20 protein-coding genes and 2 pseudogenes are annotated in these 24,443 nt (G+C 46.4%); 9 read left to right on the top strand and 13 right to left on the bottom strand.

Going from position 1 to position 24,443, the window contains the following annotated elements; translation table 11 throughout:
* Positions 1 to 97: 97 nt before the first annotated feature.
* Positions 98 to 934: a carbohydrate ABC transporter permease gene (locus AC50YO_RS15115; protein ID WP_494848231.1), complete on the bottom strand. Its 837-nt coding sequence runs from the start codon at positions 932 to 934 to the stop codon at positions 98 to 100.
* Positions 934 to 1,815 carry a carbohydrate ABC transporter permease gene (locus AC50YO_RS15120; RefSeq protein ID WP_494848233.1) on the bottom strand — a complete coding sequence of 294 codons (882 nt, stop codon included), beginning with the start codon at positions 1,813 to 1,815 and terminating at the stop codon, positions 934 to 936. The genes AC50YO_RS15115 and AC50YO_RS15120 overlap by 1 nt, the downstream gene beginning before the upstream one ends.
* Positions 1,816 to 1,955: 140 nt before the next feature.
* On the opposite strand from AC50YO_RS15120, the gene AC50YO_RS15125 reads away from it, so the two are divergent.
* Both AC50YO_RS15125 and AC50YO_RS15130 read left to right on the top strand, forming a co-directional pair.
* A complete protein-coding gene (locus tag AC50YO_RS15125; RefSeq protein ID WP_494848234.1) occupies positions 1,956 to 3,743 on the top strand; it encodes a cache domain-containing sensor histidine kinase in 1,788 nt (595 codons plus the stop codon).
* Positions 3,740 to 5,353, top strand: coding sequence for a response regulator transcription factor (locus AC50YO_RS15130; protein WP_494848236.1), 1,614 nt, complete (start codon positions 3,740 to 3,742; stop codon positions 5,351 to 5,353). The genes AC50YO_RS15125 and AC50YO_RS15130 overlap by 4 nt, the downstream gene beginning before the upstream one ends.
* A 41-nt stretch (positions 5,354 to 5,394) precedes the next feature.
* Here AC50YO_RS15130 and AC50YO_RS15135 read toward each other — a convergent pair whose 3' ends face one another.
* Positions 5,395 to 5,805 carry a glycosyltransferase gene (locus tag AC50YO_RS15135; RefSeq protein WP_494848238.1) on the bottom strand — a complete coding sequence of 137 codons (411 nt, stop codon included), beginning with the start codon at positions 5,803 to 5,805 and terminating at the stop codon, positions 5,395 to 5,397.
* 206 nt (positions 5,806 to 6,011) lie between these two features.
* On the opposite strand from AC50YO_RS15135, the gene AC50YO_RS15140 reads away from it, so the two are divergent.
* Complete coding sequence (locus AC50YO_RS15140) at positions 6,012 to 6,986, top strand: aldo/keto reductase (RefSeq protein WP_494848240.1); 975 nt, start codon at positions 6,012 to 6,014, stop codon at positions 6,984 to 6,986.
* Between the two features lie 9 nt (positions 6,987 to 6,995).
* Here the strand turns inward: AC50YO_RS15140 and AC50YO_RS15145 are convergent, their stop codons facing one another.
* On the bottom strand, positions 6,996 to 7,901 hold the full coding sequence (locus AC50YO_RS15145; RefSeq protein ID WP_494848703.1) for a LysR family transcriptional regulator: 906 nt from the start codon (positions 7,899 to 7,901) through the stop codon (positions 6,996 to 6,998).
* Between the two features lie 128 nt (positions 7,902 to 8,029).
* Between AC50YO_RS15145 and AC50YO_RS15150 the strand changes: the two genes are divergently transcribed.
* Positions 8,030 to 9,070, top strand: coding sequence for a YeiH family protein (locus AC50YO_RS15150; RefSeq protein WP_494848242.1), 1,041 nt, complete (start codon positions 8,030 to 8,032; stop codon positions 9,068 to 9,070).
* A gap of 155 nt (positions 9,071 to 9,225) precedes the next feature.
* Here AC50YO_RS15150 and AC50YO_RS15155 read toward each other — a convergent pair.
* Positions 9,226 to 9,395: pseudogene (locus AC50YO_RS15155) on the bottom strand (IS1182 family transposase); the annotation flags it as partial.
* A 459-nt stretch (positions 9,396 to 9,854) separates the two neighbouring features.
* On the bottom strand, positions 9,855 to 10,601 hold the full coding sequence (gene map, locus AC50YO_RS15160; protein ID WP_494848243.1) for a type I methionyl aminopeptidase: 747 nt from the start codon (positions 10,599 to 10,601) through the stop codon (positions 9,855 to 9,857).
* Positions 10,602 to 10,858: 257 nt separating this feature from the next.
* Between map and AC50YO_RS15165 the strand changes: the two genes are divergently transcribed.
* Together AC50YO_RS15165 and AC50YO_RS15170 are read left to right on the top strand one after the other, a co-directional pair.
* Complete coding sequence (locus AC50YO_RS15165) at positions 10,859 to 11,362, top strand: hypothetical protein (protein ID WP_494848244.1); 504 nt, start codon at positions 10,859 to 10,861, stop codon at positions 11,360 to 11,362.
* A gap of 159 nt (positions 11,363 to 11,521) precedes the next feature.
* Positions 11,522 to 13,795 carry an ATP-binding protein gene (locus AC50YO_RS15170; RefSeq protein WP_494848246.1) on the top strand — a complete coding sequence of 758 codons (2,274 nt, stop codon included), beginning with the start codon at positions 11,522 to 11,524 and terminating at the stop codon, positions 13,793 to 13,795.
* Positions 13,796 to 13,799: 4 nt separating this feature from the next.
* Here the strand turns inward: AC50YO_RS15170 and AC50YO_RS15175 are convergent, their stop codons facing one another.
* From AC50YO_RS15175 to AC50YO_RS15190, 4 genes are read right to left on the bottom strand one after another with little or no spacing between them, the layout of a single operon-like run.
* Positions 13,800 to 14,675 (bottom strand): ABC transporter ATP-binding protein, encoded by an 876-nt coding sequence (locus AC50YO_RS15175; protein ID WP_494848248.1) that lies wholly within the window; start codon positions 14,673 to 14,675, stop codon positions 13,800 to 13,802.
* A gap of 3 nt (positions 14,676 to 14,678) precedes the next feature.
* Positions 14,679 to 17,510: an ABC transporter permease gene (locus AC50YO_RS15180; RefSeq protein ID WP_494848252.1), complete on the bottom strand. Its 2,832-nt coding sequence runs from the start codon at positions 17,508 to 17,510 to the stop codon at positions 14,679 to 14,681.
* A 40-nt stretch (positions 17,511 to 17,550) separates the two neighbouring features.
* Positions 17,551 to 18,576: an efflux RND transporter periplasmic adaptor subunit gene (locus tag AC50YO_RS15185; protein WP_494848254.1), complete on the bottom strand. Its 1,026-nt coding sequence runs from the start codon at positions 18,574 to 18,576 to the stop codon at positions 17,551 to 17,553.
* Positions 18,554 to 19,288: an ABC transporter ATP-binding protein gene (locus tag AC50YO_RS15190; protein ID WP_494848257.1), complete on the bottom strand. Its 735-nt coding sequence runs from the start codon at positions 19,286 to 19,288 to the stop codon at positions 18,554 to 18,556. The genes AC50YO_RS15185 and AC50YO_RS15190 overlap by 23 nt, the downstream gene beginning before the upstream one ends.
* Before the next feature lie 282 nt (positions 19,289 to 19,570).
* Here AC50YO_RS15190 and AC50YO_RS15195 point away from each other — a divergent pair, with 282 nt between their 5' ends.
* Positions 19,571 to 19,777 carry a hypothetical protein gene (locus tag AC50YO_RS15195; protein WP_494848261.1) on the top strand — a complete coding sequence of 69 codons (207 nt, stop codon included), beginning with the start codon at positions 19,571 to 19,573 and terminating at the stop codon, positions 19,775 to 19,777.
* Positions 19,778 to 19,955: 178 nt separating this feature from the next.
* Positions 19,956 to 20,804 carry a lipoate--protein ligase family protein gene (locus AC50YO_RS15200; RefSeq protein ID WP_494848262.1) on the top strand — a complete coding sequence of 283 codons (849 nt, stop codon included), beginning with the start codon at positions 19,956 to 19,958 and terminating at the stop codon, positions 20,802 to 20,804.
* Here the strand turns inward: AC50YO_RS15200 and AC50YO_RS15205 are convergent.
* The 3 genes and pseudogenes from AC50YO_RS15205 to AC50YO_RS15215 all read right to left on the bottom strand — a co-directional run bounded on the left by AC50YO_RS15205 (position 20,801) and on the right by AC50YO_RS15215 (position 23,449).
* Positions 20,801 to 21,232: a threonine/serine exporter family protein gene (locus tag AC50YO_RS15205; protein WP_494848265.1), complete on the bottom strand. Its 432-nt coding sequence runs from the start codon at positions 21,230 to 21,232 to the stop codon at positions 20,801 to 20,803. The two genes, AC50YO_RS15200 and AC50YO_RS15205, sit on opposite strands and share 4 nt — an antisense overlap.
* A gap of 21 nt (positions 21,233 to 21,253) precedes the next feature.
* Complete coding sequence (locus AC50YO_RS15210; protein WP_494848267.1) at positions 21,254 to 22,015, bottom strand: threonine/serine exporter family protein; 762 nt, start codon at positions 22,013 to 22,015, stop codon at positions 21,254 to 21,256.
* 25 nt (positions 22,016 to 22,040) lie between these two features.
* Positions 22,041 to 23,449 (bottom strand): annotated as a pseudogene (locus AC50YO_RS15215) (MATE family efflux transporter).
* 164 nt (positions 23,450 to 23,613) lie between these two features.
* On the opposite strand from AC50YO_RS15215, the gene AC50YO_RS15220 reads away from it, so the two are divergent.
* Entirely contained in the window at positions 23,614 to 24,411 is a 798-nt protein-coding gene (locus AC50YO_RS15220; protein WP_494848705.1) for a DUF6492 family protein, read from the top strand.
* The last annotated feature ends 32 nt before the right edge of the window (positions 24,412 to 24,443 follow it).

Here is a 24,443-nt window from a genome sequence, read left to right on the forward strand (position 1 = left end):
GTAAGCCTGCAATCGTTTACTTTCTCAGTATAAAGAATGGCTTTGACTGATTGTAGGTAGGATATTGATCAATTAAGTGGATGTCTGTGACCACCTTCTAGCCTTTGACCGCACCCTGTGTAATGCCTTCAATAATATACTTCTGCATGAACAAGAAGAAGACGATCACTGGCAGGACGCCCATAACGAGCGCTGGCAGCGCCAAATCCCATTGCTTCGTGTACTGTCCGAAGAAAGCGAAGGTCGCAATTGGAATCGTACGCAGATCTGGTGACTGCAGAATAAGAGATGGAAGAAGATAGTCATTCCAGATCCACAGCGTATTGAGAATAAATACGGTAACCAACATTGGCTTCATCAGCGGCAATACGATACGGAAGAACACGCCATAAGAGCTGGAACCATCCACTCTGGCTGCCTCCTCTATTTCCATAGGAATCGACTTCACGAAGCCATGGAATAGAAAGACGGACATTGGTATGCCAAAGCCCAAATAACAGATCACTAATCCGTGAATGCTATTCATAAGGCCGACTGTGCTCGCTACCTTAACCAGAGGAATCATGATGGATTGAAAAGGAATAACCATTGCAGCGACAAATAGCACGAACAGGATCTGATTGAACTTGGTGTTGCTCCTTACCATCCGATAAGCAGCCATCGAAGCGACAAACACTAGCAGGACGTTGCTCACCACAGTAATAATGATGGAATTCAAGAAAGCTGTCGGGAATTTCGTAATTTCGAATGCCCTGGTATAGTTGCTCCATTCAAAGGACTGCGGCAAGCTGGCTGCATTCGTAAGCAAGTCGCCGAACGACTTCACGGAATTGACGAACAAGAAGTAGAAGGGAACAAGGAAGAGCAGACCAATGATGATCATAATAATTTCAGTGATCGCTAAGCTCAGACGACCGTTTTTGGTAACCTCCATCAGGCTTCAACCTCCTTGCTTTTCGTGAATTTAACTTGAAGCGTTGTAATAACGGCTACAACAATGAAGAAAATAATCGCCTTCGCTGTGCCAAGCCCGTAACGGTTCTTGGAGAAGGCCTCATTGTAAATATTCATGGCCACCGACTCCGTGGAGCCGAATGGTCCGCCCTTGGTCAATGACAAATTCAAGTCGAACATCTTGAAGGACCACGAAATCGCTAAAAACAAGCACACAGTTGCTGCTGGCATAATAAGCGGAATGATGATCGTACGCAGTACTTGCAGCTTGTTTGCACCATCGATCTCGGCTGCTTCAAGAATATCCTTGGGAACATTATTCAACGAAGAAATATAGATAACCATGAGATATCCTGCTGTCTGCCAGACGAAGACGATGACGATTGCCCAGAAGGCAGTATTCTCAGTTCCCAGCCATGGCAGATTGAAGAAGGATAATCCCGTTGCACTGCCGATTGCTGAGAAGCCCTTCACGAAGATGAACTGCCAGATGAAGCCGAGCAGCAAGCCGCCGATGACATTAGGCATAAAAAATACGGTTCGCAAAACATTGCGAGTCAGCAGCTTTTTCGTTAAGAAATAAGCCAGCAGAAAACCTAATAAATTCGTCAATACGACGCCGAGAATAGTGAATTTAGCAGTAAACCAGAATGAATCTCGGAAAGTGCTATCACTCATGAAAATTTGTTTGTAATTGTCCAGCCCGATCCAGGATACCGCACCCGATACGCCATTCCAGTTGGTGAAGGAATAGTAGAGGCCCAGAAGGAACGGAATAACGATTATAAGGATGAAAAATAGAGTAGCAGGACCCACAAACACAAGTTGTTGAGCTAGCTGCGAGCTTTTTTTGCGATTCATCCTAATCCCCCTTTGCACGTTTCAAATTTTGCTTATACTTAGTATGCGGCTATTGGTCAGCAAAAAAAACGGACGATCGTGCACCAAAAAGTGTACGATATTGACCATCAGCCATATTCACCAATGAGGAGGTTCCTCTTTTGAAGACTCACAGCATTAGAACTAGACTGATTCAATTCATGCTCGTAGCCACTACTATTCCCTTGCTGCTCTCCCTGATCATTACGCTCCTGCATACGAGAGAATCCATCAAAGAGCAGTCCATCAGCGAGAATCAGCGGCTGATCTTTCAGGGGAAAACCAACTTCGATAATTATCTAAATAATATCAATCGAGCCTCGATCGTAGTCTATTCGGATCCGTATTTCTTAAGCAACCTGTCCAAAAGCTCGGATGATTATCAAGCAATAGCCGAAATGTACTCTACCCTGCAAAACCTGCAGGGCTCGCTGCCTGATATTCAACAGGTTTATTTGCATTCCCGTCTCACGAATCAATCTACGCTTATTACAAGCAGTGTCCCAAGACGTGATTACAGACCATCACCCTACAAGGGCACACTCGGCTACAGCAATAAGCAGACTAGTATCGAGCCTCCCCACAAGGTTCATTCTTATGGCTTTCCTGCTTCGCCCTTAGACAATTCCAACAAAACAGTATTCACCTTCTACCGCTCCATCTCACGTATTCCACTGACCGATGAACTCGCAATCATGGCTATTGACGTCAAGCTCGATGGGATCGCAGCGATCAGCGAACAATTGTATGACGCGAAGGAAGAGCAATTCTATCTAGTCGATGAAGCAGGCATCGTCATATACAGCGGAGTTGCTGCAGAAATCGGTAAGCCTCTTAACCATCCGGATATGGATCTGCCATCAATGATTGGTAAATCAGGCCATTCTGACGGGAAGAGTGCTATGCATGTGTATGAGCAGCTTGACGCCCCTTTTGCCCAGTGGACATTAATCAAGCAAATTCCGCACAGTGTCTTGTATCAAAAATCAACAGAGCTTATCACGATTAATACGATTATCGCCGCACTTGCTCTGCTTGCTGTTATATTGGGGACATTATTCATTTCATTCCGGATAACAAGGCCAATCAAGCAGCTTGCCAGCTATATGAATGAGATACAGACCGGTCGCCTAGATATTAATATTGAGGTATCCACCAAGGATGAAATCGGATTGCTATCGCGAAGGTTCAGGCAAATGATGGATACTATAAATAATCTGATTCTCCGCAAATACAAGCTTGAGCTTGCTAACAAAACCAATCAATTACGGGCCCTGCAAGCCCAGATTGACCCGCATTTTCTATACAATGCCCTGCAATCAATCGGTACAGTCGCACTTCAGCACAACGTTCCGCATATTTACTCTCTGCTCTCATCATTAGCAAGCCTCATGCGTTACACAATGCGCAGCAACGAGGGGATGGTTACCTTGCAAGAGGAGGTCAATCATCTTAGACTTTACTTAGACCTGCAGAAGGAACGATTCGATGATCAGTTTGATTTTAATATGGATATAGAGCCTGGCAGCCTGAGCGCACATATTCCCAAAATGACGCTGCAGCCGCTAGCCGAAAATTACTTCAAGCATGGCATGGACCCTCAGCTCGGTACGGGCCAATTATTAGTCCAGAGTCGATTAATCGAGAACAAACGCCTCATTCTTGTCATAGAGAATAATGGCGCTTCGATTCCGGAGCACAAGCTCAAGAAGCTTCAAGAGGAGCTCCTCCATCCGATAGATAATAGCGATGACAGCAATAGGAACGAGAGCAAATCCATTGGTCTATACAATGTGCTTATGCGTCTGCGACTCTATTCCGATGACACGGCCGTTCTCTTTATCGAGAACAAGCAGCCTCACGGTGTAAGAATCACCTTAGAATACGTGCAGGAGAGTGAGATCCAATGAAGGTATTAATCGTGGACGATGAAAAACATGTAAGAGAGGCTATTAATCTGCTCGCCAATTGGAAGCAGCATGGCGTTACAGAGGTACTCCAGGCTTCTGATGGAGAAGCCGCTGAAGCGATTATTCTGGCGAATTCCCCCCAGATCGTGCTGACAGATATGCGGATGCCCCGGAAAGACGGCGCCGCCTTATTAACCTGGATGTACGAGCATGCTCCAGCGATCAAGGCGATTGTCATTAGCGGCTATGATGATTTCGATCTCATGCGCCATGCCATTCGTAATGGCGGAATTGACTATATATTAAAGCCGGTCCAGCCTGACGCCCTTAACGAAGCCATAGGCAAAGCGATCGACTGCTGGCGCAAAGAGGAAAAGGGACGGCAGAGCCTCACTCAAAAAAGCATTGAAGTCAATGAGATGCAGCCACATTTTGTAGACCAGCTATTGTCAGACTTGGTCACAGGCCATTGCAGCAAAGAGCGTGTACGCCAACTGTTTCAACAGAAATTCAAGCTGGCAGCACCGATTGCTGCTTGTTCTGTAGCTGTGCTCTCGGTTACCCAGATTGACAAAAGGCTGCAAGACCGGTTCAAGAATCAATTGCCGTTGCTTTTCTTCACCTTAATCAATATTAGCAATGAGCTGCTCAAGCAGGAGGGCGTTGCTTTCCGCAAATTGGATAGCTCCGGGGAAATTATTGTTCTCTACTGGGGCAAGCGATTGCCGTTCGAAACGATGTTGAAGAACATTAACGAGGGGATCTACCAGACCCTTCAGCGTCGCATTCACTATGGGATAAGCGCACAGCGTTCCTTCCCTGATGAGACACCGCGCGCTTATCTGGAAGCCTCCAGTGCGTTATGGAGACGTAATCTGCTTGACCCTGCCAAGATACATCCTTTCGTTGCGGAAGACAGTCCATCTGCCCGTCCACTGCGCTTAGCTGTCAAAGAAGAAGAGCTTAAGCTAGCTGCTTTGAGCAATAGCCGCGAACAGATGAAGATCGTCTTGACAGAGTGGCTGGAGGAGGTCAAACAACAGGACAGAGTAACACCAGAACAGCTTATTCAATGGAATAAGGAATGGGATTGGATGCAATTGCGATGGGTCGAGGGCAAGACAAAGGAAAACCCTTCAAAGGAAACGCAAGAAACCGCAGCAGCCTCTACCCTTGCACTTCCGATCAATGAGGAAGGATTGCTCTCTTGGGAGCTTATCTATGCGCAGATGGAGGAGCGCTTCGAAGCAGCATCTAAGCTGCTGACCAAGCTGCATACGAAGGATAACTTATTCATTCATGATATTGCGAATTATATTGATCGGCATTATCAAGAGGATATTTCGCTGCAAGATATGGCTTCGCGTTTCTTCCTGAGCCGGGAATACATCTCGCGTAAATTCAAGCAAGAATACGGAGTCACTCTGCTGGATTATTTGAGCCGAATACGTATCGAGAAAGCCAAGCTGCTTCTGCATAACTCACATTTGCGCATTGCACAGGTAGCAGAGATGGTCGGCTATCATGATGAGAAGTACTTCAGTAAGGTGTTCAAAAAGCTGGAAGGACTCAATCCTGGGGAATTTCGCAAAGAAAAAACGTTAGGATGATTACGATCAGCTCGTATCACTCTAACGTTATAGCTCCCCGCTTAAGATACAGAAGATTCTGGCTCATAATCCCATAGAGGGGAATGGGTGAAGCCCTCCTTCGCCCGAATCGCATAGGACGTCGGCCCTGTGGAGGCTTGATCACGAGAAGCAGCCTTCACATCCATGACCATAATCGCTGCCCCCGCAGAGGCATGGTCTATTCCGGCTTCCACTGCCGCCGTGTAGCCGAAGCAATCGGACAAATAGATAGCTCTTATTCTAATATCCGCGGCACAGAATACACGAAGGAGATCAGGAGAACGGTCTGAGCTGTTATCATCAACAAAGATTAATTCATAGTTGTCGCTTGCAGGCGCGATAATATATTTCAACCTCTTATACGTGTCGTAAAGCGCTTTCTCATCATTATAGACCGGTATAATAATGGAATAAGCTACAGGTTCGCGCATGAATATCCCTCCCGAATGTTCGTCGATTCAGAAGCGCTTGCTTAGACTTCAGTATAATGCTTTAATCTTAAAACAAGCTTAGTTATTTCTTAAGAAGACTATCCCATAACCAACAACAAATGTCTATTTGCAATATTCATAAAAAACGTTGGTTATAATTACAAAATTTGTGAATATAACATTCGGGTAACTAGGAGGAAATCACAATGCGCTACAATCGCTTGGGTCACAGCGGCCTAAAAGTATCTGCTCTGGGGCTTGGAACCAACTCCTTCGGATCACGAGCAGACGAGACTGCCTCAGCAAAAATTGTGCACCATGCTATAGACAATGGAATCAACTTTATTGATACCGCTAACATTTATTCGGGCACAGAATCGGAGAGCATCATTGGCCGTTCCCTCGAAGGAAGGCGCCATGAAGTTGTTCTAGCAACCAAAGCAGGGCTCGTACGAGGAGAAGGGCCTAATGCAAGGGGCTCTTCGCGTTATCATCTTCAGATGGAGCTTGAAGGAAGCCTTCGGCGTCTGAAGACCGATTATGTGGATCTGTACCAAATTCATACCTTCGATCCTGAGACGCCTCTGGAAGAGACTCTCCGAGCACTTGAGGATATGGTTAGGTCGGGTAAAGTACGCTACATAGGTGCTTCGAATTATGCAGCATGGGAGCTGATGAAAGCACTGGGGATAAGCACTCAGCTTGGCTTAAATCGCTATGTCTCTGTTCAGACCAGCTATTCGCTAGCTGACCGTACCCCTGAACGTGAGCTTGTCCCTCTATGCCTAGATCAAGGAATCGGGATCATTCCCTACTTTCCGCTGGCAGGCGGCATTCTCACAGGCAAATATAGCCACGGCGCTGCTGTTCCGGCAGGCTCGCGAGCTGACAAAGATCCAAAGTTCAGTCGTTTCTTCAATGAACGCAGCTTCGCATTAAGCAGCTCAGTAAGCAGCTTCGCTGACGAATTAAACTGCTCTCCCAGCGTCCTATCACTTGCTTGGCTCATGCAGCAGCCAGCAGTAGCAACTGTTATCGTAGGCGCAACAAGCCCAGACCAGTTGAAGCATAATCTCGATAGCCTTTCTCTCTCCATGGATACAAGCTGTTTGGATAAGCTTGATGCACTCAGCCGATCATTCAAGCACGGAGAGCCCTTCGCTGAATATCGCCTGCCTTAGCTTAAGCTATTAATAAGCTTGTAAATTATGAGGCAAGCCTTGATGAGCTTTGAGAACTGCTATGAACAGCTCCACTGCCTTTGTATGCTGCTGATCCTCTTGGGTTAAATAAGAAAAGTCACGTTCAACAGGCTGGCCGTCCAGGGTCAGTCTATTCAACGTTCCCAGCAATAATTCCTTTCTTACTGCCCAATGGGACAATAAAGAGATGCCCAGACCCGCTTCCACTGATTCTTTTATAATCTGGGTACTGCCGAACTCCATCCGGTTAGCCGGGTCTAGACTCTTCTCAACGAACATCCGATCCGTTGCCTCGCGTGTGCCGGACCCTTCCTCCCTGACAATCCACGTCTCATTCGCTAGCTGCTGTGTCTCAACATCCTGCTTCGCTCCGAAAGCATGGCCCGATGAGGTAATCACATACAGTTTGTCCTTGGCAAAAGCCTCTATATGCAGCCTTTGATTCTCCAGCTCTCCCTCAATGATTCCAATATCCAACTGCCTCCCTGCCACTAGGGCAGCGATCTCCTTCGTATTGCTGATTGTAATGGCAGGACGAATCTGCGGATACTGCGCTTTAAAGTAAGCAATGATATGTGGAAGCACATATTCACCGAACGTATAACTTGCTCCTATCGCAAGCGTTCCACTTGCTGTATGCATCAAATCATCGACCATTCTCTGCATGCGTGTGTAGATACGCTCTACTTCTTGGGCATGTCGATAGACGATCTCTCCAGCCTTATTTAATCGGACATATTTATTGCTGCGATCCAGCAGCTTCGCTCCAATCAACGATTCCAGTGCCTGAATATGCTGGCTAACCGCGGGCTGAGTCATATGAAGAGCCTCTGCTGCCCGCGTGAAATTTTGTTTTTCGACAACTGCCATAAAGACTAACAGCGATTGATCCAGCTTATCCATCCTCCTTCATTAATAATAAGTAAATACTTATACATATTATTAAAACGATTTATTTTTCTTATTATATCAAGAGGTATATGCTAAGTATACAAACTAACTAACAGATATGAGGTGGGTTTATGGGAGCAGTTCTACACAAAACAATGACAGCTGAACCTACTAAACACCAAGGCAAACGCATGGCTGCTTGGATAGGCGGCGTACTCTTCACTCTAACCTTTGCATTAATCGGGTACGGCCTTGCGAAGCTTCCGGGCTTTGACCGTGCCGGGCAAATGGCTATCGCTCTAATTGGAGCTGTCCTCTACCGTCAATTTCTTGGATATCCCCAGCAGTTTAGTTCCGGCATACAATTCGTATCCAGATATTTGCTAAGGCTGGCGATCATCCTCTTCGGATTAAAGCTGAACATAGGTCTGGTCTTGCAGCAGGGCTGGGGCTTGCTGCTGCAGGCCGCGATAACCGTAGTCTTCTCCATCGGACTAACCCTGTGGCTTGCCAAAAAGCTCAAGGCTGAATTTTCCTTGTCGCTGCTGCTGGGCATTGGCACCGGCGTATGCGGTGCAGCGGCAATTGCTGCTGTCCAGCCCATCTTGAAAGCAAAGGATGACGATACCGCGATCGGCGCTGGATTGATTGCCCTAATCGGTACGATATTCGCAGTAGGCTATACCATTCTACAGCCCTTTATCCCCCTTAGTGCGGAACAATATGGTATTTGGTCGGGTCTTACGCTGCATGAAATTGCCCATGTCGCCTTGGCAGCCGATCCCGCAGGGCAAGATGCCATCGCTATCGCCTTATTAGCCAAGCTGGCAAGGGTATTCATGCTTATTCCTTTGAGCCTGATTCTAATGCTGGTCATGAAACGCAAAGGAACTTTAACGCCTGGGACAAAAATCTCGTTCCCTTGGTTCCTATTAGGCTTTCTCGCTCTCAGCGGCTTCGGTAGTATTAGCGCGGGAACCTCGTTCGAGATTCCGGCGAATGCCATGGATGTTATCTCGGGCGGAACCTCGTTCCTGCTTGCAATGGCTATGGTTGGCCTTGGATTGAATGTCAATCTGAAGGCACTGCGTACGAAGGCTCTGCGTCCGCTTATAGCCATGACCATCACATCGCTGTTGCTATCCCTATTATCGCTGCTTTATATTGCCTGATACAGCAGCTTAACCATACATTTAACTAAGTGCTCTCTCTCCTCTCCAAGTTACAAAAAAGATTCAACAAGAAGGGGCTGTCCCAAAAGGAGCTCTGCTCACTTCAAGAGACAGTCCGATTAATAAAAATTTGGTGAACGGCGATGATAGGGAGGTTATCCCTGGTGCACCGCCATTTCTACTGCTTGGTCTATTGCGGTCTTCTTGTGCAAATTGTAAGTGAGCGAAAGCCACCCGACCTCAAGGCTCACTTTCGGCAATCCTCGAAGCAGAAACCCCGGAATCCCCGGTTGTTCTTGATAAGTCCGATCACACACTTCGGTTCAATCCTTATTCATGAAAGGTGGCGTCTGGTTCCTGTAGCTGTTCCAATCGCCGCCCTGAAAAAAGAAAGGACTGGCCCAAAAGGCAGGAGCCCCAGCTAGAGAAGGAATGTCATGTACAATTTAATGAATACATTTGCTCTATTTCTTAGGCTTATACAGCTAAAAAGGAGCAACAGTGAAGCTATGTTCCTTAGTGGAGAAGGTCGATTTCCGACTACTGAATAGAGCTGACCTTATCTCCGATATGCCCCAAGATTATGCCTATTATTACGAAAAATGCTTCATAAAATAGGGTAAGCTCCTCATATGCACCATCTGTAGCGTAAGAGATAGGGCTTCTGGAGGTTTTGGAGGTTTAGGCCCTTGTACTTTTAAAAATAGCTATAAAGGAAAGGAGCTGTCCAAAAAATCATTCTCATGACTTTTTAGACAGCCCCTTCTTTTTATCGAGCAATGTTCTATTGTTCCGTGAGAATAAGCGGCCCATTAGCGGTAATCGCAATCGTATGCTCATATTGCGCAGACAGCTTGCCATCTCTCGTGCGAGCGGTCCAGCCATCCGAATCAATCTTTGATAGATGAGTGCCCACGTTGAGCATCGGCTCTATCGTAAATACCATGCCTTCCTTGATACGCGGTCCTTTGTTAGGAGGCCCATAATGAGGAACCTGCGGGTCCTCATGCATATCCTTGCCAATGCCATGACCGATAAATTCGCGGACTACAGAGAAGCCCTCAGCTTCCGCATAAGTCTGAATAACGTTAGAGATATCTCCAATCCTGTTGCCCGCTACCGCTTGCTCAATCCCTTTATAGAGCGACTCCTTCGTTACACGCAGCAAGCGTTCTGCCTCCTCGGATACCGTGCCAACCGTATAAGACCAAGCAGAATCCGCGAGCCAGCCATTTAAATTAACAACCATATCAATCGTAACGATGTCTCCATCATTCAGCTTTTCTTTTTTAGGGAACCCGTGACAGATTACATCATTCACAGAAGCACAGGTCGCATACGGATAGCCCTTGTAGCCCTTCTGCTCCGGTGTCGCCCCGTGCTGCTTCAGCAATCGCTCGACAAGCTGGTCGATCTCATGCGAAGTAATGCCCGGCTGAATGATCTTGGCAATTTGTCTATGGCATTCCGCCAATATTTTGCCCGCTTCATGCATGCGGTTAATTTCTGATTCTGTTTTAATCGTAATCATATGGATCTCCTTCTTTACTTCAATGTCAGAATGCAAAACAATATAACTGAGCATAACTCAGTGACAAGCATCGTTGCAAATACAATCTCTCTCCATCCATATACTTCCGTTCTGAATGACAAATTCATTGGAATAACGCCCTTCAATGAGAAGCTAGACCTTAGTCTAGTTTGATCTCTTACCTGCAGAAGGAGGACAGAGCTGGACCAGCATGTTATGCTGGAATTAATTAGATTATTAAAGGAGATGCAAGGATTATGAATAAAAGAACGATAGCCGCTCCCTTCCTTATTCTGCTTGGCGTATATTTGTTTTTGAATCAAGGAGAAAGCTTCGGACCGGGATCCATATTCGCCTATTTCTGGCCAAGTCTCTTCGTTATTCCGCTCGGTATATTTTTTCACTGGATGTACTTCTCAATGACGGGACGCAAGGGAGTCGGGCTGCTCATTCCCGGCGGCATTCTCTTCGTAGCCGGTATCGTATGCCAAATCGCGATGCTCTTCAATACTTGGAGCTATATGTGGCCCGGATTTATACTAGCTGTAGCTGTCGGCCTCTTCGAGTTTTACTGGTTCAGCGGTCGCAACAAGTGGCTGCTTATTCCTATTAATATTTTGACCATTCTCAGCCTGCTATTCTTCGCCGTCTTCTCTATCGGTACCTTCTTCAATCAGATGACGGTTCTGCGCCCGATTCTTGCCGCGCTATTGATCATCGCAGGAGCGCTCGCTCTAGTTATGCGCCGCAAAGAGCATTAATTACATAGTAATGAACATCAGCTATCTACAGCCATTTTCATGGACTGGGGTAGCTTTTTTGTTATTGGTCAAAGTTTCAATAAGCCAAAACAAGGAATTCATATAAGCTATGTCAAAATGGTTAGTTAAGTAACCCAGATAGTATCGGGAGGAAATCCATTGTTAATCAAAACAAAGCTTTCGTGGTTTATATCTTTACTTGTCACGATCATTCTCTTGTTGAATATAACCATTTATTATTTCACAACCAAAGTAGAGCTTCAGGATAATGCCGAACAGCAGATGATCGTCATAGCCAGGCAAATCGGAGAAACATTGGAAACCTCACAGAAATCCAAAGCTGTTATGGAAGAAATGATCGGCAAGCAGCTGCGTCTAGCCGCAATTAGTGCACAGCATGAGCTGGACCCTGATTGGTCTAATGTAAATAATGAAGAACTGGCGGCACTTAGCAAGGAATATGCAGTCGATCACATCACTTTATGGGCTAGAGACGGTGACGATATTGTCGCTGTGAAATCCTCTGATCCCAAAGAAATTGGCTTAGGCTCAAAAACATTTGATTATTGGTTTACCGCGTTTAACCAACTGCTCGATAACTACCAAGTATCCATCCCTCAAGGACAAACGCTTAATCACTTCTGGTCCGGCCCAATCAACTTCTCAACTTCAGACCCTGCACAAACAAACAAGTGGGGCTATTATCATGATGGCACCACGAACTATATTATCAATCCTTTCGTCCATGCCAAGGAATTTCTCGACTTCGAGCGTGTTAGCGGAAGCGAGGCGATTACCGCACAAGTATTGAAGGATAATAAATCTATTCTCGAGGTGAGCGGATTCGACCCTGCCTTTTTTGGCAAACAACCGATTATCAAAATTAAACAGGGCGTTCCCATTTACAATTTAGATGTGCGGAGTATTTTTTTTGGCTCCTATAACTATGTTCACACCGAAACCGATGCAGCCAATATCCATCAAGCTGCCACAACCAATCAGGTCGTTACAACTAAAGTTACAGTCAAAGGCAAATCCGTAATGAAAACCTTCTTTCCCATTAGGTCGAATAAGCCGCTCGTCATCAGTGTCAGCTTCGATCTCTCTTCCATCCAGCAAGCGCTGCTCCAGCAGCTGCTCGTGCAAGGAAGTATTTCTCTATGCCTGATTGCAATTACCTTTGCCGTGAGCTCCTTTATATCAGGGTTCGTAGTGCGGTCCCTGCATTCCATCCTGAAAAAGGTTAATGAAATCGCACGTGGCAATTTCGGTGCTAAAGTATCTATTACCAGCAATGATGAGCTTGGCCTATTGGCGACTAGAGTCAACATTATGAGCCATAATCTCCATACCTATATGTCACGGCTAACCGAAGCCGCAGAAGAGCTGCGGCATACGAAGCAATACTTGGAATCATTCGTCAATCACACAACGGATGCCATTCATGTCTCCGATCTGAACGGTCTTGTCATACAGGTCAATAATGCGTTCGAAGCGATGTATGGCTGGAATGAGGAGGAGACATTAGGACAAGCACTGCCTATTATCCCCGATAATTACTTGTCGGAGCACAAGACAAACTGGAATAAGGTGCTGCAAGGAGGGTCTGTCACCGATTGTGAAACGGTGCGGTATGACAAAGAGGGCAGGCTAATTGATGTGAGCATTACGATCTCATCTATTCGTGATGAGATCGGGGAGATCATTGCCATTGCCACGATCTCTCGGAATATTACAGCCAGAAAACAGACCGAGGAAATATTGCGCCGATCAGAGAAGCTGTCGGTTGTCGGTCAGCTTGCGGCTGGTGTTGCTCATGAGGTGCGCAATCCGCTTACAACGCTTAGGGGATTCGTTCAGCTGCTGCAGAAGAATGGCACTTTATCCCCTCAATTTATTAATGTTATGCTCTCGGAGATGGACCGTATCAATCTTATCGTTAGTGAGTTCCTTGTATTCGCCAAGCCGCAGGCCGATCACTATCAGCTAGCTAATCTAACAGTTACCATAAGTGACATCTTGATGCTGCTAGATTCCGAGGCCAACTATCAAAACGTTCGAATCCGTACGTCATTTCAACCGAATATCCCGCTGGTGGAATGCGAAGAAAACCAGTTGAAGCAGGTCTTTGTCAATATTATCAAAAACGGAATGGAAGCTATGCCAGAAGGGGGCGACCTGATCGTATCTTTAGCTTGGTCAGGTGAAGACGGCATTCTTATCCAAGTCACTGATCATGGAATGGGGATTAAAGAGGAGGATCTGACCCGCCTTGGGGAGCCTTTCTTCACGACAAAAGCCGAGGGCAATGGCCTCGGCCTTATGATTAGCCAACAAATAATCGAGAATCATCGGGGGAGCATACAGTTCCACAGCAAGCTGGGCCATGGCACACGTGTGGAGCTTCGCCTCCCATTAAGAAAGCCCTCCTGAATACTCATTCGGGTGGAGACAGGATGATCTTGCCATCCTCCATCTCTACCCGAACCCGTCGTTTATCCTTGAACCCTTCTGTATCCAGATAAGCAGCAGGCACTTGAAGACGGCCGGCTTTGTCTAATACTGCATATTCCGTATGGGCTTGAACTTCCGTCGCCCTGCCTGCTGCTATCTCCTCCAGCTCCTCCAGATAAGACTTGGTGCGGAGCATCTCTGAGGAAATCTTCCCATCGCGTATAGCAACAACACGATCTACATTACGCGCCACCTCAGGATCATGGGTAACAATAATAACGGTAAGCCCCAGGGTCTTGTTCAGTTCCCTGAACAAATCCAATATTTGCGCAGCCATTCGGCTGTCGACCGATCCAGTCGGCTCATCAGCAAGCAGAATCTTCGGCTGATTCGCGAGTGCAATGGCAATAGCGACCCGCTGCTGCTCGCCGCCTGATAGCTGCTGCAGCTTATTATGTGCACGATGACTTAGGCCTACTGATTCTAGCAGCTCCTTCGCCCGTTCTCGCTTGCGGCGGCCATTGAGCAGAATCGGCAGCTCGACGTTCTGCTGCGCCGTCAAATAGGGAATGAGATTCCGCGCATTGTTCTGCCACACGAAGCCCACCGTTTCCCTTTTATAACGAACGAATTCTTTCTCTGTAAATTTCATGAGATCTTTGCCATCAATAATCAGGCCTCCGGCAGAGGGCCGGTCTAATCCACCCAACATATTAAGCAAGGTGGACTTGCCGCTGCCGCTGTTGCCGATGATAGCCATCATCTCGCCCGGCTCTACATGAAGCTCAAGCCCTTGAAGAGCGAATACCTCAAGATCGGCAGCTTTATATATCTTAACTAATCCCTCGCAGTGAATCATCGGTTAATCCTCCCCTAGCTTGACTGCTTGATGGATCTTCAGACGCGTCAACAGATAGCCGAGAATACATAACCCGATTAGAATCATCGTGCCCACGAACAAATAAATGCGCATGGAATCAACAGCGTCAATCATGACCATGAATGGCGGCACCAATGCTTTCACGCTGAAGGCATTCTGGAAGATCGGAACGAATACATAGCTAGCCGTTATTCCTGTAATCATGCCAATGAGGATAGATGCTCCAGAAGTGAGCAGCTGTTCAACGGCCAACATGCCAAGCAACTGCCGAAGCGATAGTCCCATAGCACGCATGATGCCGTTTTGAAGCATTCTGCCGCGCATGACCAATGTCCAATAGAGCAAGAACCCTACGAAGCTGATCAATAAGGAGATTAGGAATCCAAGTGTCAGCACGCCATTGACAGCCAGTAAATACGGCTCTGACTTTCCTTTGCTAATATCCCCCGCTGTATTCGTAATGCTGTCTATTTGCAGATTTCTCTTCTCGATGTCGCGGTAGAGATCATCAATGGAGGCTCCCTCTTTCATCTTCAGCCACAGCTTATAAGGCTCTTTATAAAAGACCTTCTGGAACTGTTGGCGATGTCCAATAACGAGCATCTTCGGTGTGCCATCTATATTCTTATCTTTGGTATTAAAAGAAGGGAAATAATCAATAATGCCAACCACAGTGAATGGCTGTTTGCTGACAGCCTCCCAGCCCAGCTCGATTTTGCCGCCTTCCTTGATGTTGAATTGATCGGCCATCGTTCGCGTGATTAGCACAGACGTTGGCTCTGTTGCTAGAATGTTCAAATACTCATAGAAATGATAGGGCAGCAGATCATCTCGGAACCAAGCTGCTCGGCCAAATTCATCAGTATCTATCCCCATCATACTAACCTCTCCAGCACCAAAGCCGGAGAAATTGCTGAACATCGCGGATTCCCTCAAATATACTTTGGCAATCTGATCAACACCAGCCAGATTCTCAAACTGCTTGAATGGCGGTTCCGCATAGTTAATTTTAGTCCGCTTCTCCAACGCTATCTGTTCTTTTGATTTTCGGGCAAAAATATCTTCAGGCTTCTTATCGTCCTGCCATCTAGGCGCGAGCACAACGTCTGCCCCATTCGCATAACGAATTCGATCCTCTCCATTCTGATTAATCGTCCTTGCCGCACTCGCACTGAACATGCCAGTAGCAATTGTCATCATCAGGAAAATCATCAGAAATTGATAGCTGGAACTTGATCGACCTACTTGAATCAACGTGGCATAGAGAGAAGGTGACCACCATCTCCTGCCTAGCCAATATACAAACTTAATAACATACGGATAAAGACGAAGCAGCAGCATGCCGCCGCCCAGAATAAATAATGCAGGAACGATGAATTGCAGTGGATCAATCTGCAGTTGCGCCCCTTCCAGGCTCAAGGTATCCAAGGTTTTCAAACGATCATAGAACATCTTCAAACCGTACAAAGAAATACCAAGGGCGATAACGTCCAGATACAGCTTATGGAAGAAAGGTGTTTTTCCCATTCGTGCCATCTGCTGCTTATGATTGACAATGGTCACTCTCGTAGCCAGAATAACTGGAACCAGCATAATAACGAAGGCTGCTACAGCAGCAATTACCGCATATAAATACACATTGCTGGTCAAGTCAACTCGCAAGCCTGATCGCTGAATGAATGACATAAAGCCATTCGAGGAACCCAGCATGACTGTCAACAATTTACCGAGCGGTGGGCCTACAGCAATCGCTATGGCTCCCAGGAAGACGTACTCTACAATATACGACAGTATGATCTGCCAGCGGGAAGCCCCTCTGCTTCGCAATACTGCGATCTCAGTCTTCTGACGATTGGTGATCAAGTTAGAGACCATGAACACATACATCGCCAGCATGACGAGTACAGGAACGTTCAAGGATAACGTCAACACACGCAGATCGAAGGACCGATCCATATATTTGTTGATCACAGGCACATGTCTTGCATATATCGTGTTCGTATTATTGCTTTTCGACCACTCACTCAGCTCAGCTACCGTCGCCAAATAAGTATCAACGTTATTAACAGTTAACTGCGAATAATCAGGGACAATAGTCCAATAATGACTAGAAAGCAGCAGCTTCCTGCTATCAAGCATATCCCGTTGCATCAAGTCGTGGTCCATAATGATGCTCTTGGCATATACATTCATATCGTTGAATTGGAAGAATAGACTGTCATCCGTTTTTTTAGTGAAAATACCTACTGGCCTCACTTGCAATACAGCCTTATCCGTCTTCTTATCTTCAATCGTAAACACAGTGTTCAGCACTGCACCAAAATAACTAAGCGCTTTCTGCGTCAGCAATACCTCATAGATGCCATCAACAGGCTCTTTGGCTGGCATCCGTCCATCTATAAGCCGAATATCCTCTTCGATATTAGCAATACCAATTAAATTCGAGTCCTGTTTCTCTCCATTATGAACAACAGCAAACAAGGTAGAGCTTATTTCATTCCTTACAGCAAGGAGATCAATCGGCAAAGATGGAATCGCCTTTTGCTTAATATAGCTGTCATTCTGCTTCTGCCATTGCAGCCTTTCCTCGGCATTATTTTTCCCTGTATAAGCAAATCTGGCGAGTATGGTTCCAGGGTAATTGGGCACATCAGACGCTTCCAGCTCCTTGACCAACATTCTGGATAAGGTGGCATCCGTATACATCGGAATGCTCGAGACTAAGCCTACTGTTATAATCAGACCCATTAGAAGACTGAGCTCCAGCCACTTATTCTGAGTCATCTTGCGGATAATCATCGATAATAAAGCCAATTTACAGCCTCCACTCTATGATTGTAGTCCCAAGCTTCAGCTATTTGGTCACCACTTCTTGTCCCTCTTTGAGCCCGCTCAAAACCTCATAATGAGTTGCCGATTCCAAGCCAAGCTCGATGTCTACCTCATACAAGGTATCGCCTTCCAAAATCCGAACATACTTGCGGCTCTCAAATACTTGCAGACCGGCTTTCGGCAGCCTTACTGCATCTTTGACCTCTGCCAATATTAGTGACACGGCAACGCTATTGCCAACCGTAATCCCTTTAGGGAGCTTTCCTGGTTCTATATACATTATATTCATATACCTTTCCGCTAAAGCCTTATCTTCAGTCTGTGGGGCAGTAAGCGGGGTCTGCACGACTGTTCCTTTGGCTTTGGTCTCATCCTGGAAAGTAAGCTCTACTTGTACGCCTACCTGTACATCCTGGATTACCGCAGGTTCCCCGCTCCAGGATATACGCAGCTTCTCTGGGTTGGCTATTCGGAAGAGCGTTTGTGAGGGCTTAACGAAATCCCCTTCTTGCATCGTCTCTACAAACATCACTTTACCCGTTAGCGGTGCTAATAATTTGCTATTATTCAACAACTCCTGGAGCTTCGCCAGCCTCAATTTCTCCAGATCATATTGCAAGCCCTTGAGTCTCAGAGCATCGGCATTACTCTCATCTCTTACCAGCAGCTTTAGCTCAGCAGAGATCTGCTCGACTTTGATTTTCTGCTCGAGGAGTTGGATGTCAACGCCGTCAACATCCAGCTCCAATAACACATCGCCCTTCTTGACAGAGTCACCCGCCTTAACATGAATCTTATGTATTTTGCCTGTCTTGCCCGGGTATTCCACACTTACAATTTCTGTCGATTCGAATGTGCCATATCCGCTAATTGCTTTGGTCACCGTTCCCTTATCTGTCTTTATTGTTTTGTAAGAAGGGACTGTAGGCTTCACAAGGGGCGGCTTGATCACTCCCTCTTCTTTGGGAATAAGAGAGCAGCCCCCAATCAGAAGGGACATGCTTATAAGCAGCGAAGCCGCCAGATTATAGCTTTTTAGTTTCAACAATAGTTCCATCCTCCAATTCGTAGACCTCATCCACCAGCTCCATAATAGCCGGGTCATGCGTCGTTAGAACGATCGTCATTCCTTCTTCCTTCACCAAGCTGCGCAGCACGCTCAGTATAAGCAGACCTGTTCGACTGTCTAGCTCAGCCGTAGGCTCATCAGCAAGCAGCAGCTTCGGCTTATGGGCAATAGCGCGTGCAATAGCTGTACGCTGCTGCTCTCCACCTGAGAGCTCGAAGGGGCGATGATGCATTCGCGGCTTGAGCCCTACATAATCAAGCGCTTGAATAGCCGCTTCCTTCCTGCCGCTCGCAGGAACCCCTGCTACCCTCATGGCAAATTCCACATTCTCGTAAGCGGACATAAGCGGGAATAAAGCGAAGGATTGAAAGATTAAGCCCATATTCGATTTGCGTATATTTCCTCTTGCTCTATCGCCTAGCTTGCTCATCACGATATTATTGAACGTAATGCTGCCTTCTGTCGGCACATCTAAGCCACCGATTAAATTAAGCAAGGTTGTCTTCCCAGAGCCGGATCTCCCCTTCAAAGCAATCAACTTCCCCTGTGGGATTGAGAGATTAACACCTTGCAAGACAACGGCGGCACTAGATCCTCGGCCAAACGTCCGTTTGAGTTCAGTTAAGCGGAGCAATATCTCATCTTGTCCTGTTTCGACCTCCGATGCTTTATGAACAGCGGGCTCCAGCATAATCTCCACTCCTTTTCATTGCTATTTCATTAAAAAAACGCTCTCATAACGTGAACGCTTACAAAAGTAAATTAATAATATTCTACAATTTACAGCAAATATTGTAAATATATTATAAGTCTATTCGCTGTCAAAAACCGCTATTTATACCCAAATAACGCTAGTATGAATATTAATTTTTTCTCATTCACTATTCTGATTCATTAATGGGGGGTTGGTTAATTACAGATAGGATGAACAAATCTACTAAATTGGATGAATAAGAGAGGGGATTTACCAGTTATGAATTCAAATCTAAAAAAACGCAATGCAGCAAAAATGATCTTTATCGGCACCTTGAGTGCAGCTATTATGTTGACGGCTTCCGCTTGTAACAATACAGACGGCAATAAAAACAATAATGGGGTAAATAATAGTTCAGAGACGAATGCTGTGTCTCCGTCACCAACGATTGCTCCGCAGGACCCGGCAGTGCCGCTCGCTCCTTAGAAACTGATCTGCACAGTTTAATACAACAGAAATAACCAAAGGATGACTCATCACATCCTTTGGTTATTTCTGTTGTTCTGATTGCTTATAAAAGCGCGTCTTCGATTAAGCAGCAGAAGTGTCAACATGATATGATAGGCTTACCTGAATACGAGAGCCGGAAAGGATTGGGAACAGGATGGAATGGGATACAACTGGAGAGCGGAGCTTGGGGTTACCTGCTACAATCAGACTTTTAGATCGAAGTAATGATTTCTCGCAAGAGGATATACTCTATCCTTTTGCATTGGATGAGCTGTTATGCCGAGGTGTTGGTCGCGGAGAAGCCGCGGTATGCCATATTTGGCGCCATCCGCATGCATTCGTAATGGGATTGCGGGACAGCCGAATGCCGAATGCGAAGCACGCAAGGCAGCAGCTCGAAGACGCCGGCTGGTCTACTGCTGTTCGCAATTCCGGAGGTGCTGCCGTCCCCCTTGATCTCGGTGTTGTGAACCTTTCCCTTATTTTGCCCAAATCAGATGCGCTCGACTTTCACTTTCACGATGATTTTGAACGGATGTATGCTCTGATCAGCCATGCTCTTCGAGCTACAGGATGCCAGGTAGACAAAGGAGAGATCGCCGGCGCTTATTGTCCGGGCGACTTCGACCTTAGCATCGGCGGTTATAAGTTTTGCGGCATCGCCCAGCGGCGGCAAGCTCATGCTTTTATCGTACAAGCCTTTATTATTGCAGAAGGCTCGGGCCGGGAGCGTGCACAGCTTGTCCGTTCCTTCTATGAACAGGCTGTAAGCGAGAACGAGGCCGCCGATCATCCATTCGTTACCGATAACCATACGGCAAGCTTGGAGGAGCTCACCTCGCTTGGACCAGACGGGGCACGGATATTCACCAATGCGGTCAAGCATATCATTAATAGCCGAGATCCACTGACAGACAACGCCTTACTCCCATCACAAGAACAGGTTCAGGCTATGATCCACACTCTGAGAAACAGATATGCCCTCGAGGACAGAACGAACTAGCGGCCGGTTCTGCGGATTACCTGACTTACAACTTCTGAGAATACAAGACCGATTGCAATCGTACCCGCTATCATGAATGCCTCCACGCCGAGCTGAACGGCGATATCATAATGCTTCTCGACGACATTGCGCATCGCATCGTAGGCCAGGCTTCCAGGCACAAGCGGGATAATACCCGCTACGCTAAAGACGATAATAGGCGTCTTATAGAGCCTGGCGAATAGTTGGCTGATAATCGTAATGACAAACACGGCAATCAGTGTAGACGGGATCGTATCCATCCCTATCTCTGTACTGAAAAAAAAGGCCAGCCAACCGATCATACCTACACCCCCGCACTGGGCAAGCAATCGTCTCGGCACATTAAATATAAGACCAAAAGCAGCAGAAGCGATGAAGCTCAATAGGATCTGTTCCACCCATATCATTCGTTATTCGCCTCCATCCTATTAGAAAATAGACAATACAACCGCAATACCCGAGCCAATGGCAAAAGCAGTCAAGAAGGCCTCTGCTCCCTTAGAAAGACCTGATACGAGGTGACCAGCCATTAAATCTCTCACTGCATTCGTTAGATGAACACCGGGCACAAGCGGCATGACAGACCCGATAATAATTTTATTCAGTTCACTGCCCAGTCCGTTCTTCACCAGCAAAATAGCAACCGTGCCTATCACCATGGAGGAGAGAAACTCGGCAAAAAATTTAATAGGCACCAGGCGATGCAGGGCGACCAAGCAGAAGAAACCGAGACCGCCAGCCAAAATAGCAGGTATGCAATCTCCCCAATTGCCTTGAAGCATCAGCAGAAAACAGCCGCTGGCAATCGCTGCCGCAGCTACCTTCAGCCACTCTGGATAAGCAAAGGGCATCCTATCAACATCTTGCAATAGCCGTTGCGCCTCCGCTATCTGTACCTGTCCGTTACTGATTCGACGGGAGATATCATTCACAAGGGACACCTTGCCCAGATTCGTCGAACGCTCTGATATGCGTATGAGTCTTGTCGTTGGCGTGCTCCCGTCAATTGCGAACAATATACCAGTTGGTGTAACAAAGCTGTGTGAATCCTCTATACCATACGCAGCGGCGATCCTTCTCATCGTATCTTCTACCCGATACGTTTCGCCGCCGCTTTGCAAAATAATTTTACCCGCCAGCAGACAGATTTGCGTAATTTCATAGCAATCGTTATTCTTCTGCTCCTTCATCTTATATCTCCCTATGCCCTATCCTTTAGTTAGTTGATAGTACTGCCTGATCGCTAGATTCCGACTTCACAAGCGCATGCTTCTCCCACCTTCTGCTCTTCCAACGGAAGAACATAATGAATGCCCGGAGCCATTCATCGGCAGCAATAGCAAGCCAAATACCCGCTAACCCCATATCGAGTACAAAAACAAACAAATAACCAAGCGATAAGCTGATGCCGACCATTGTTACCATGCCGATCCACAACGGATATTTCGCATCACCTGACGCCCGAAGCGAATTAATGAGCACGATATTAATCGTTCTCCCTGTCTCCAGTACAATGCTCAGAAGAAGCACCTTGGCGCCGAGCTGAATAATAGCCTCATCCGTTGTGAAGATACCCATTAATGGCACGCGGAAGACCATAACGACAAGCACCATGATAAGAGTGACTGCACTAGCCCATTTCACACTTCCCCATACCCGATGATAAGCCTCGTCTTTACGACTCGCTCCTACCAATTGACCCACAATAATAGAGGTCCCAATCCCGATCGCAATCGCGAATAAATAAATGAACATCGAAATATTCGAAGCATATTGCCTAGCTGCTAAGGAATTCTCGCCCAAGAAAGTCGCGTAATAAAGAAAGACCATTTGACACCCTTGATACATTACCTGCTCGGCCGCTGAAGGGATGCCAATCTTCAATATTTTGCCAACAAACTCCTTGGACAGCTTGAAGTAATACTGAATTCGGACTCTAATCTCCATAATGCGATAAAGCAGCCAGAAAAAGACCACCAGCGCAATAAAACGACTGACTACCGTTGATATTGCTGCACCGTGAACCCCCATCTCTGGAAAGCCGAAGTTGCCGAAGATCAGCAAATAGTTACCTATAATATGAATGACATTCATACCCAGCGATACGAACATAACTTCCTTCGTAAATCCATGAACCCGTATAATGGCCGCCAATGAATTAATAATGGCTTGGAAAAATATAAATCCGCCTACAAAAGATAAATAACTGTGAGCATACGCAAGTACCTCACCCTGTAAATTCAAAGCTTCTAGAATGTTATAGCTGAATAAGAGGAATATGCCGCTCATGACTAAGCCGACTAGTAGATTAAGAGTAACAGCGAGTGCCGATATTTTGGCCGCTTCAAGCATCTTGCGAGAGCCAATATACTGCGCTACTACAATGGAGGCTCCATTGCCTATTACCTCAAGAATGAGCAGCGAGATATGAAGATACTGATTCGCTGCGCCCACGCCGGATACGGCATTGTCCGATATCGCGCTAAGCATGAGAGTGTCTGTAATCCCCATAAGCATGAATAAGAAAATTTCGAGAAATATGGGCCATGTCAGAAGAAACAGATTAAATTGTTTGGACTTTAAATCCACTGCTGCAGTTGCCACGATGTCACCTTCTTTATGATGTATCTATTTAAACAAGTGTATCGTATCGTAGCATAGTTGCCATGCAATTGCACGTACAACCTTTCTATTAACAATAACTTCTTAATTAGGCCATTTGAACACAGTCTGAACGAACCTCGGATGACCAACATACACTAAGCTAAAAAGAGGATAAGGACTGGTGATGAGCAACTTGACGCTTCCTGCAATTGATGTGCTGATTCCCGCTATCGAGAAGGATTTGGGGACGCTCCCGTATGTCATAGATAGCGTTAGACGAATGGTGAAGCATCCCATTCGCAAGTTCATGATTATCTCACCAGACACAAAGCGGATGAGAGCCTTATGCATACGAAAAGGCTGCACGTTCGTTAATGAAAACATCGTGCTTCCGATTACGAAAAAAAATATCAACTACCGTTCCTCCAAATGGGAACGCTCCGGCTGGCTCTATCAACAGCTGCTCAAGCTCGGCGGCGATAAGCTGAGCTCCCAGAAGTATTATCTTGTTATTGATGCGGACACTGTGCTAATTCGTCCGCATACGTTCCGAACTTCGGAGGGCAAAGCTATATTTTATTACCGCAGTTGGAGCCAACCAGAGTATTTTCGCACCTATAAGAAGCTGCTGGGAAGCAATGCCGCCTCTCGCCGCTCCTTCGTCACCCACTACATGCTGTTCGAGAGAGCCAAGGTTGCGGAGCTCAAAAGAAAAATAGAAAATAAGCATGGCATCCGTTGGTATCAGGCGATTATGCGCAGCATGAATAAGAAAAAACAGTTCGCGTTCTCGGAATTCGAGACCTACGGCAATTTTCTTCATACCCATTATCCTGGCAGCTACGTACTCAAGAGAGCCTTGAATAAGAGCCTCTCGATGAATGGCGGAGCTCTCTCGGAGAAAAGAAGGAAGACGCTGGCGGCCTCTTATCGTTCGGTTTCCTTCCATAAACGTAAAGGGTATAGGAGAGCATCCAACTAATTGGAACAATAGAAAGGCCGCCAAACCCTTCA

The organism is Paenibacillus sp. J22P59, from assembly GCF_059383895.1.

Excerpts from the sequence above, each read along its gene's own strand:
- AC50YO_RS15165 (WP_494848244.1), top strand. The coding sequence starts at position 10,859 with ATGAATAAAAGAACGATAGCCGCTCCCTTCCTTATTCTGCTTGGCGTA.
- AC50YO_RS15150 (WP_494848242.1), top strand. The coding sequence starts at position 8,030 with ATGGGAGCAGTTCTACACAAAACAATGACAGCTGAACCTACTAAACAC.
- map (WP_494848243.1), bottom strand. The coding sequence starts at position 10,601 with ATGATTACGATTAAAACAGAATCAGAAATTAACCGCATGCATGAAGCG.
- AC50YO_RS15205 (WP_494848265.1), bottom strand. The coding sequence starts at position 21,232 with ATGATATGGGTGGAACAGATCCTATTGAGCTTCATCGCTTCTGCTGCT.
- AC50YO_RS15120 (WP_494848233.1), bottom strand. The coding sequence starts at position 1,815 with ATGAATCGCAAAAAAAGCTCGCAGCTAGCTCAACAACTTGTGTTTGTG.
- AC50YO_RS15175 (WP_494848248.1), bottom strand. The coding sequence starts at position 14,675 with ATGATTCACTGCGAGGGATTAGTTAAGATATATAAAGCTGCCGATCTT.
- AC50YO_RS15190 (WP_494848257.1), bottom strand. The coding sequence starts at position 19,288 with ATGCTGGAGCCCGCTGTTCATAAAGCATCGGAGGTCGAAACAGGACAA.
- AC50YO_RS15210 (WP_494848267.1), bottom strand. The coding sequence starts at position 22,015 with ATGAAGGAGCAGAAGAATAACGATTGCTATGAAATTACGCAAATCTGT.
- AC50YO_RS15115 (WP_494848231.1), bottom strand. The coding sequence starts at position 934 with ATGGAGGTTACCAAAAACGGTCGTCTGAGCTTAGCGATCACTGAAATT.
- AC50YO_RS15200 (WP_494848262.1), top strand. The coding sequence starts at position 19,956 with ATGGAATGGGATACAACTGGAGAGCGGAGCTTGGGGTTACCTGCTACA.
- AC50YO_RS15195 (WP_494848261.1), top strand. The coding sequence starts at position 19,571 with ATGAATTCAAATCTAAAAAAACGCAATGCAGCAAAAATGATCTTTATC.
- AC50YO_RS15140 (WP_494848240.1), top strand. The coding sequence starts at position 6,012 with ATGCGCTACAATCGCTTGGGTCACAGCGGCCTAAAAGTATCTGCTCTG.
- AC50YO_RS15135 (WP_494848238.1), bottom strand. The coding sequence starts at position 5,805 with ATGCGCGAACCTGTAGCTTATTCCATTATTATACCGGTCTATAATGAT.
- AC50YO_RS15220 (WP_494848705.1), top strand. The coding sequence starts at position 23,614 with ATGAGCAACTTGACGCTTCCTGCAATTGATGTGCTGATTCCCGCTATC.
- AC50YO_RS15130 (WP_494848236.1), top strand. The coding sequence starts at position 3,740 with ATGAAGGTATTAATCGTGGACGATGAAAAACATGTAAGAGAGGCTATT.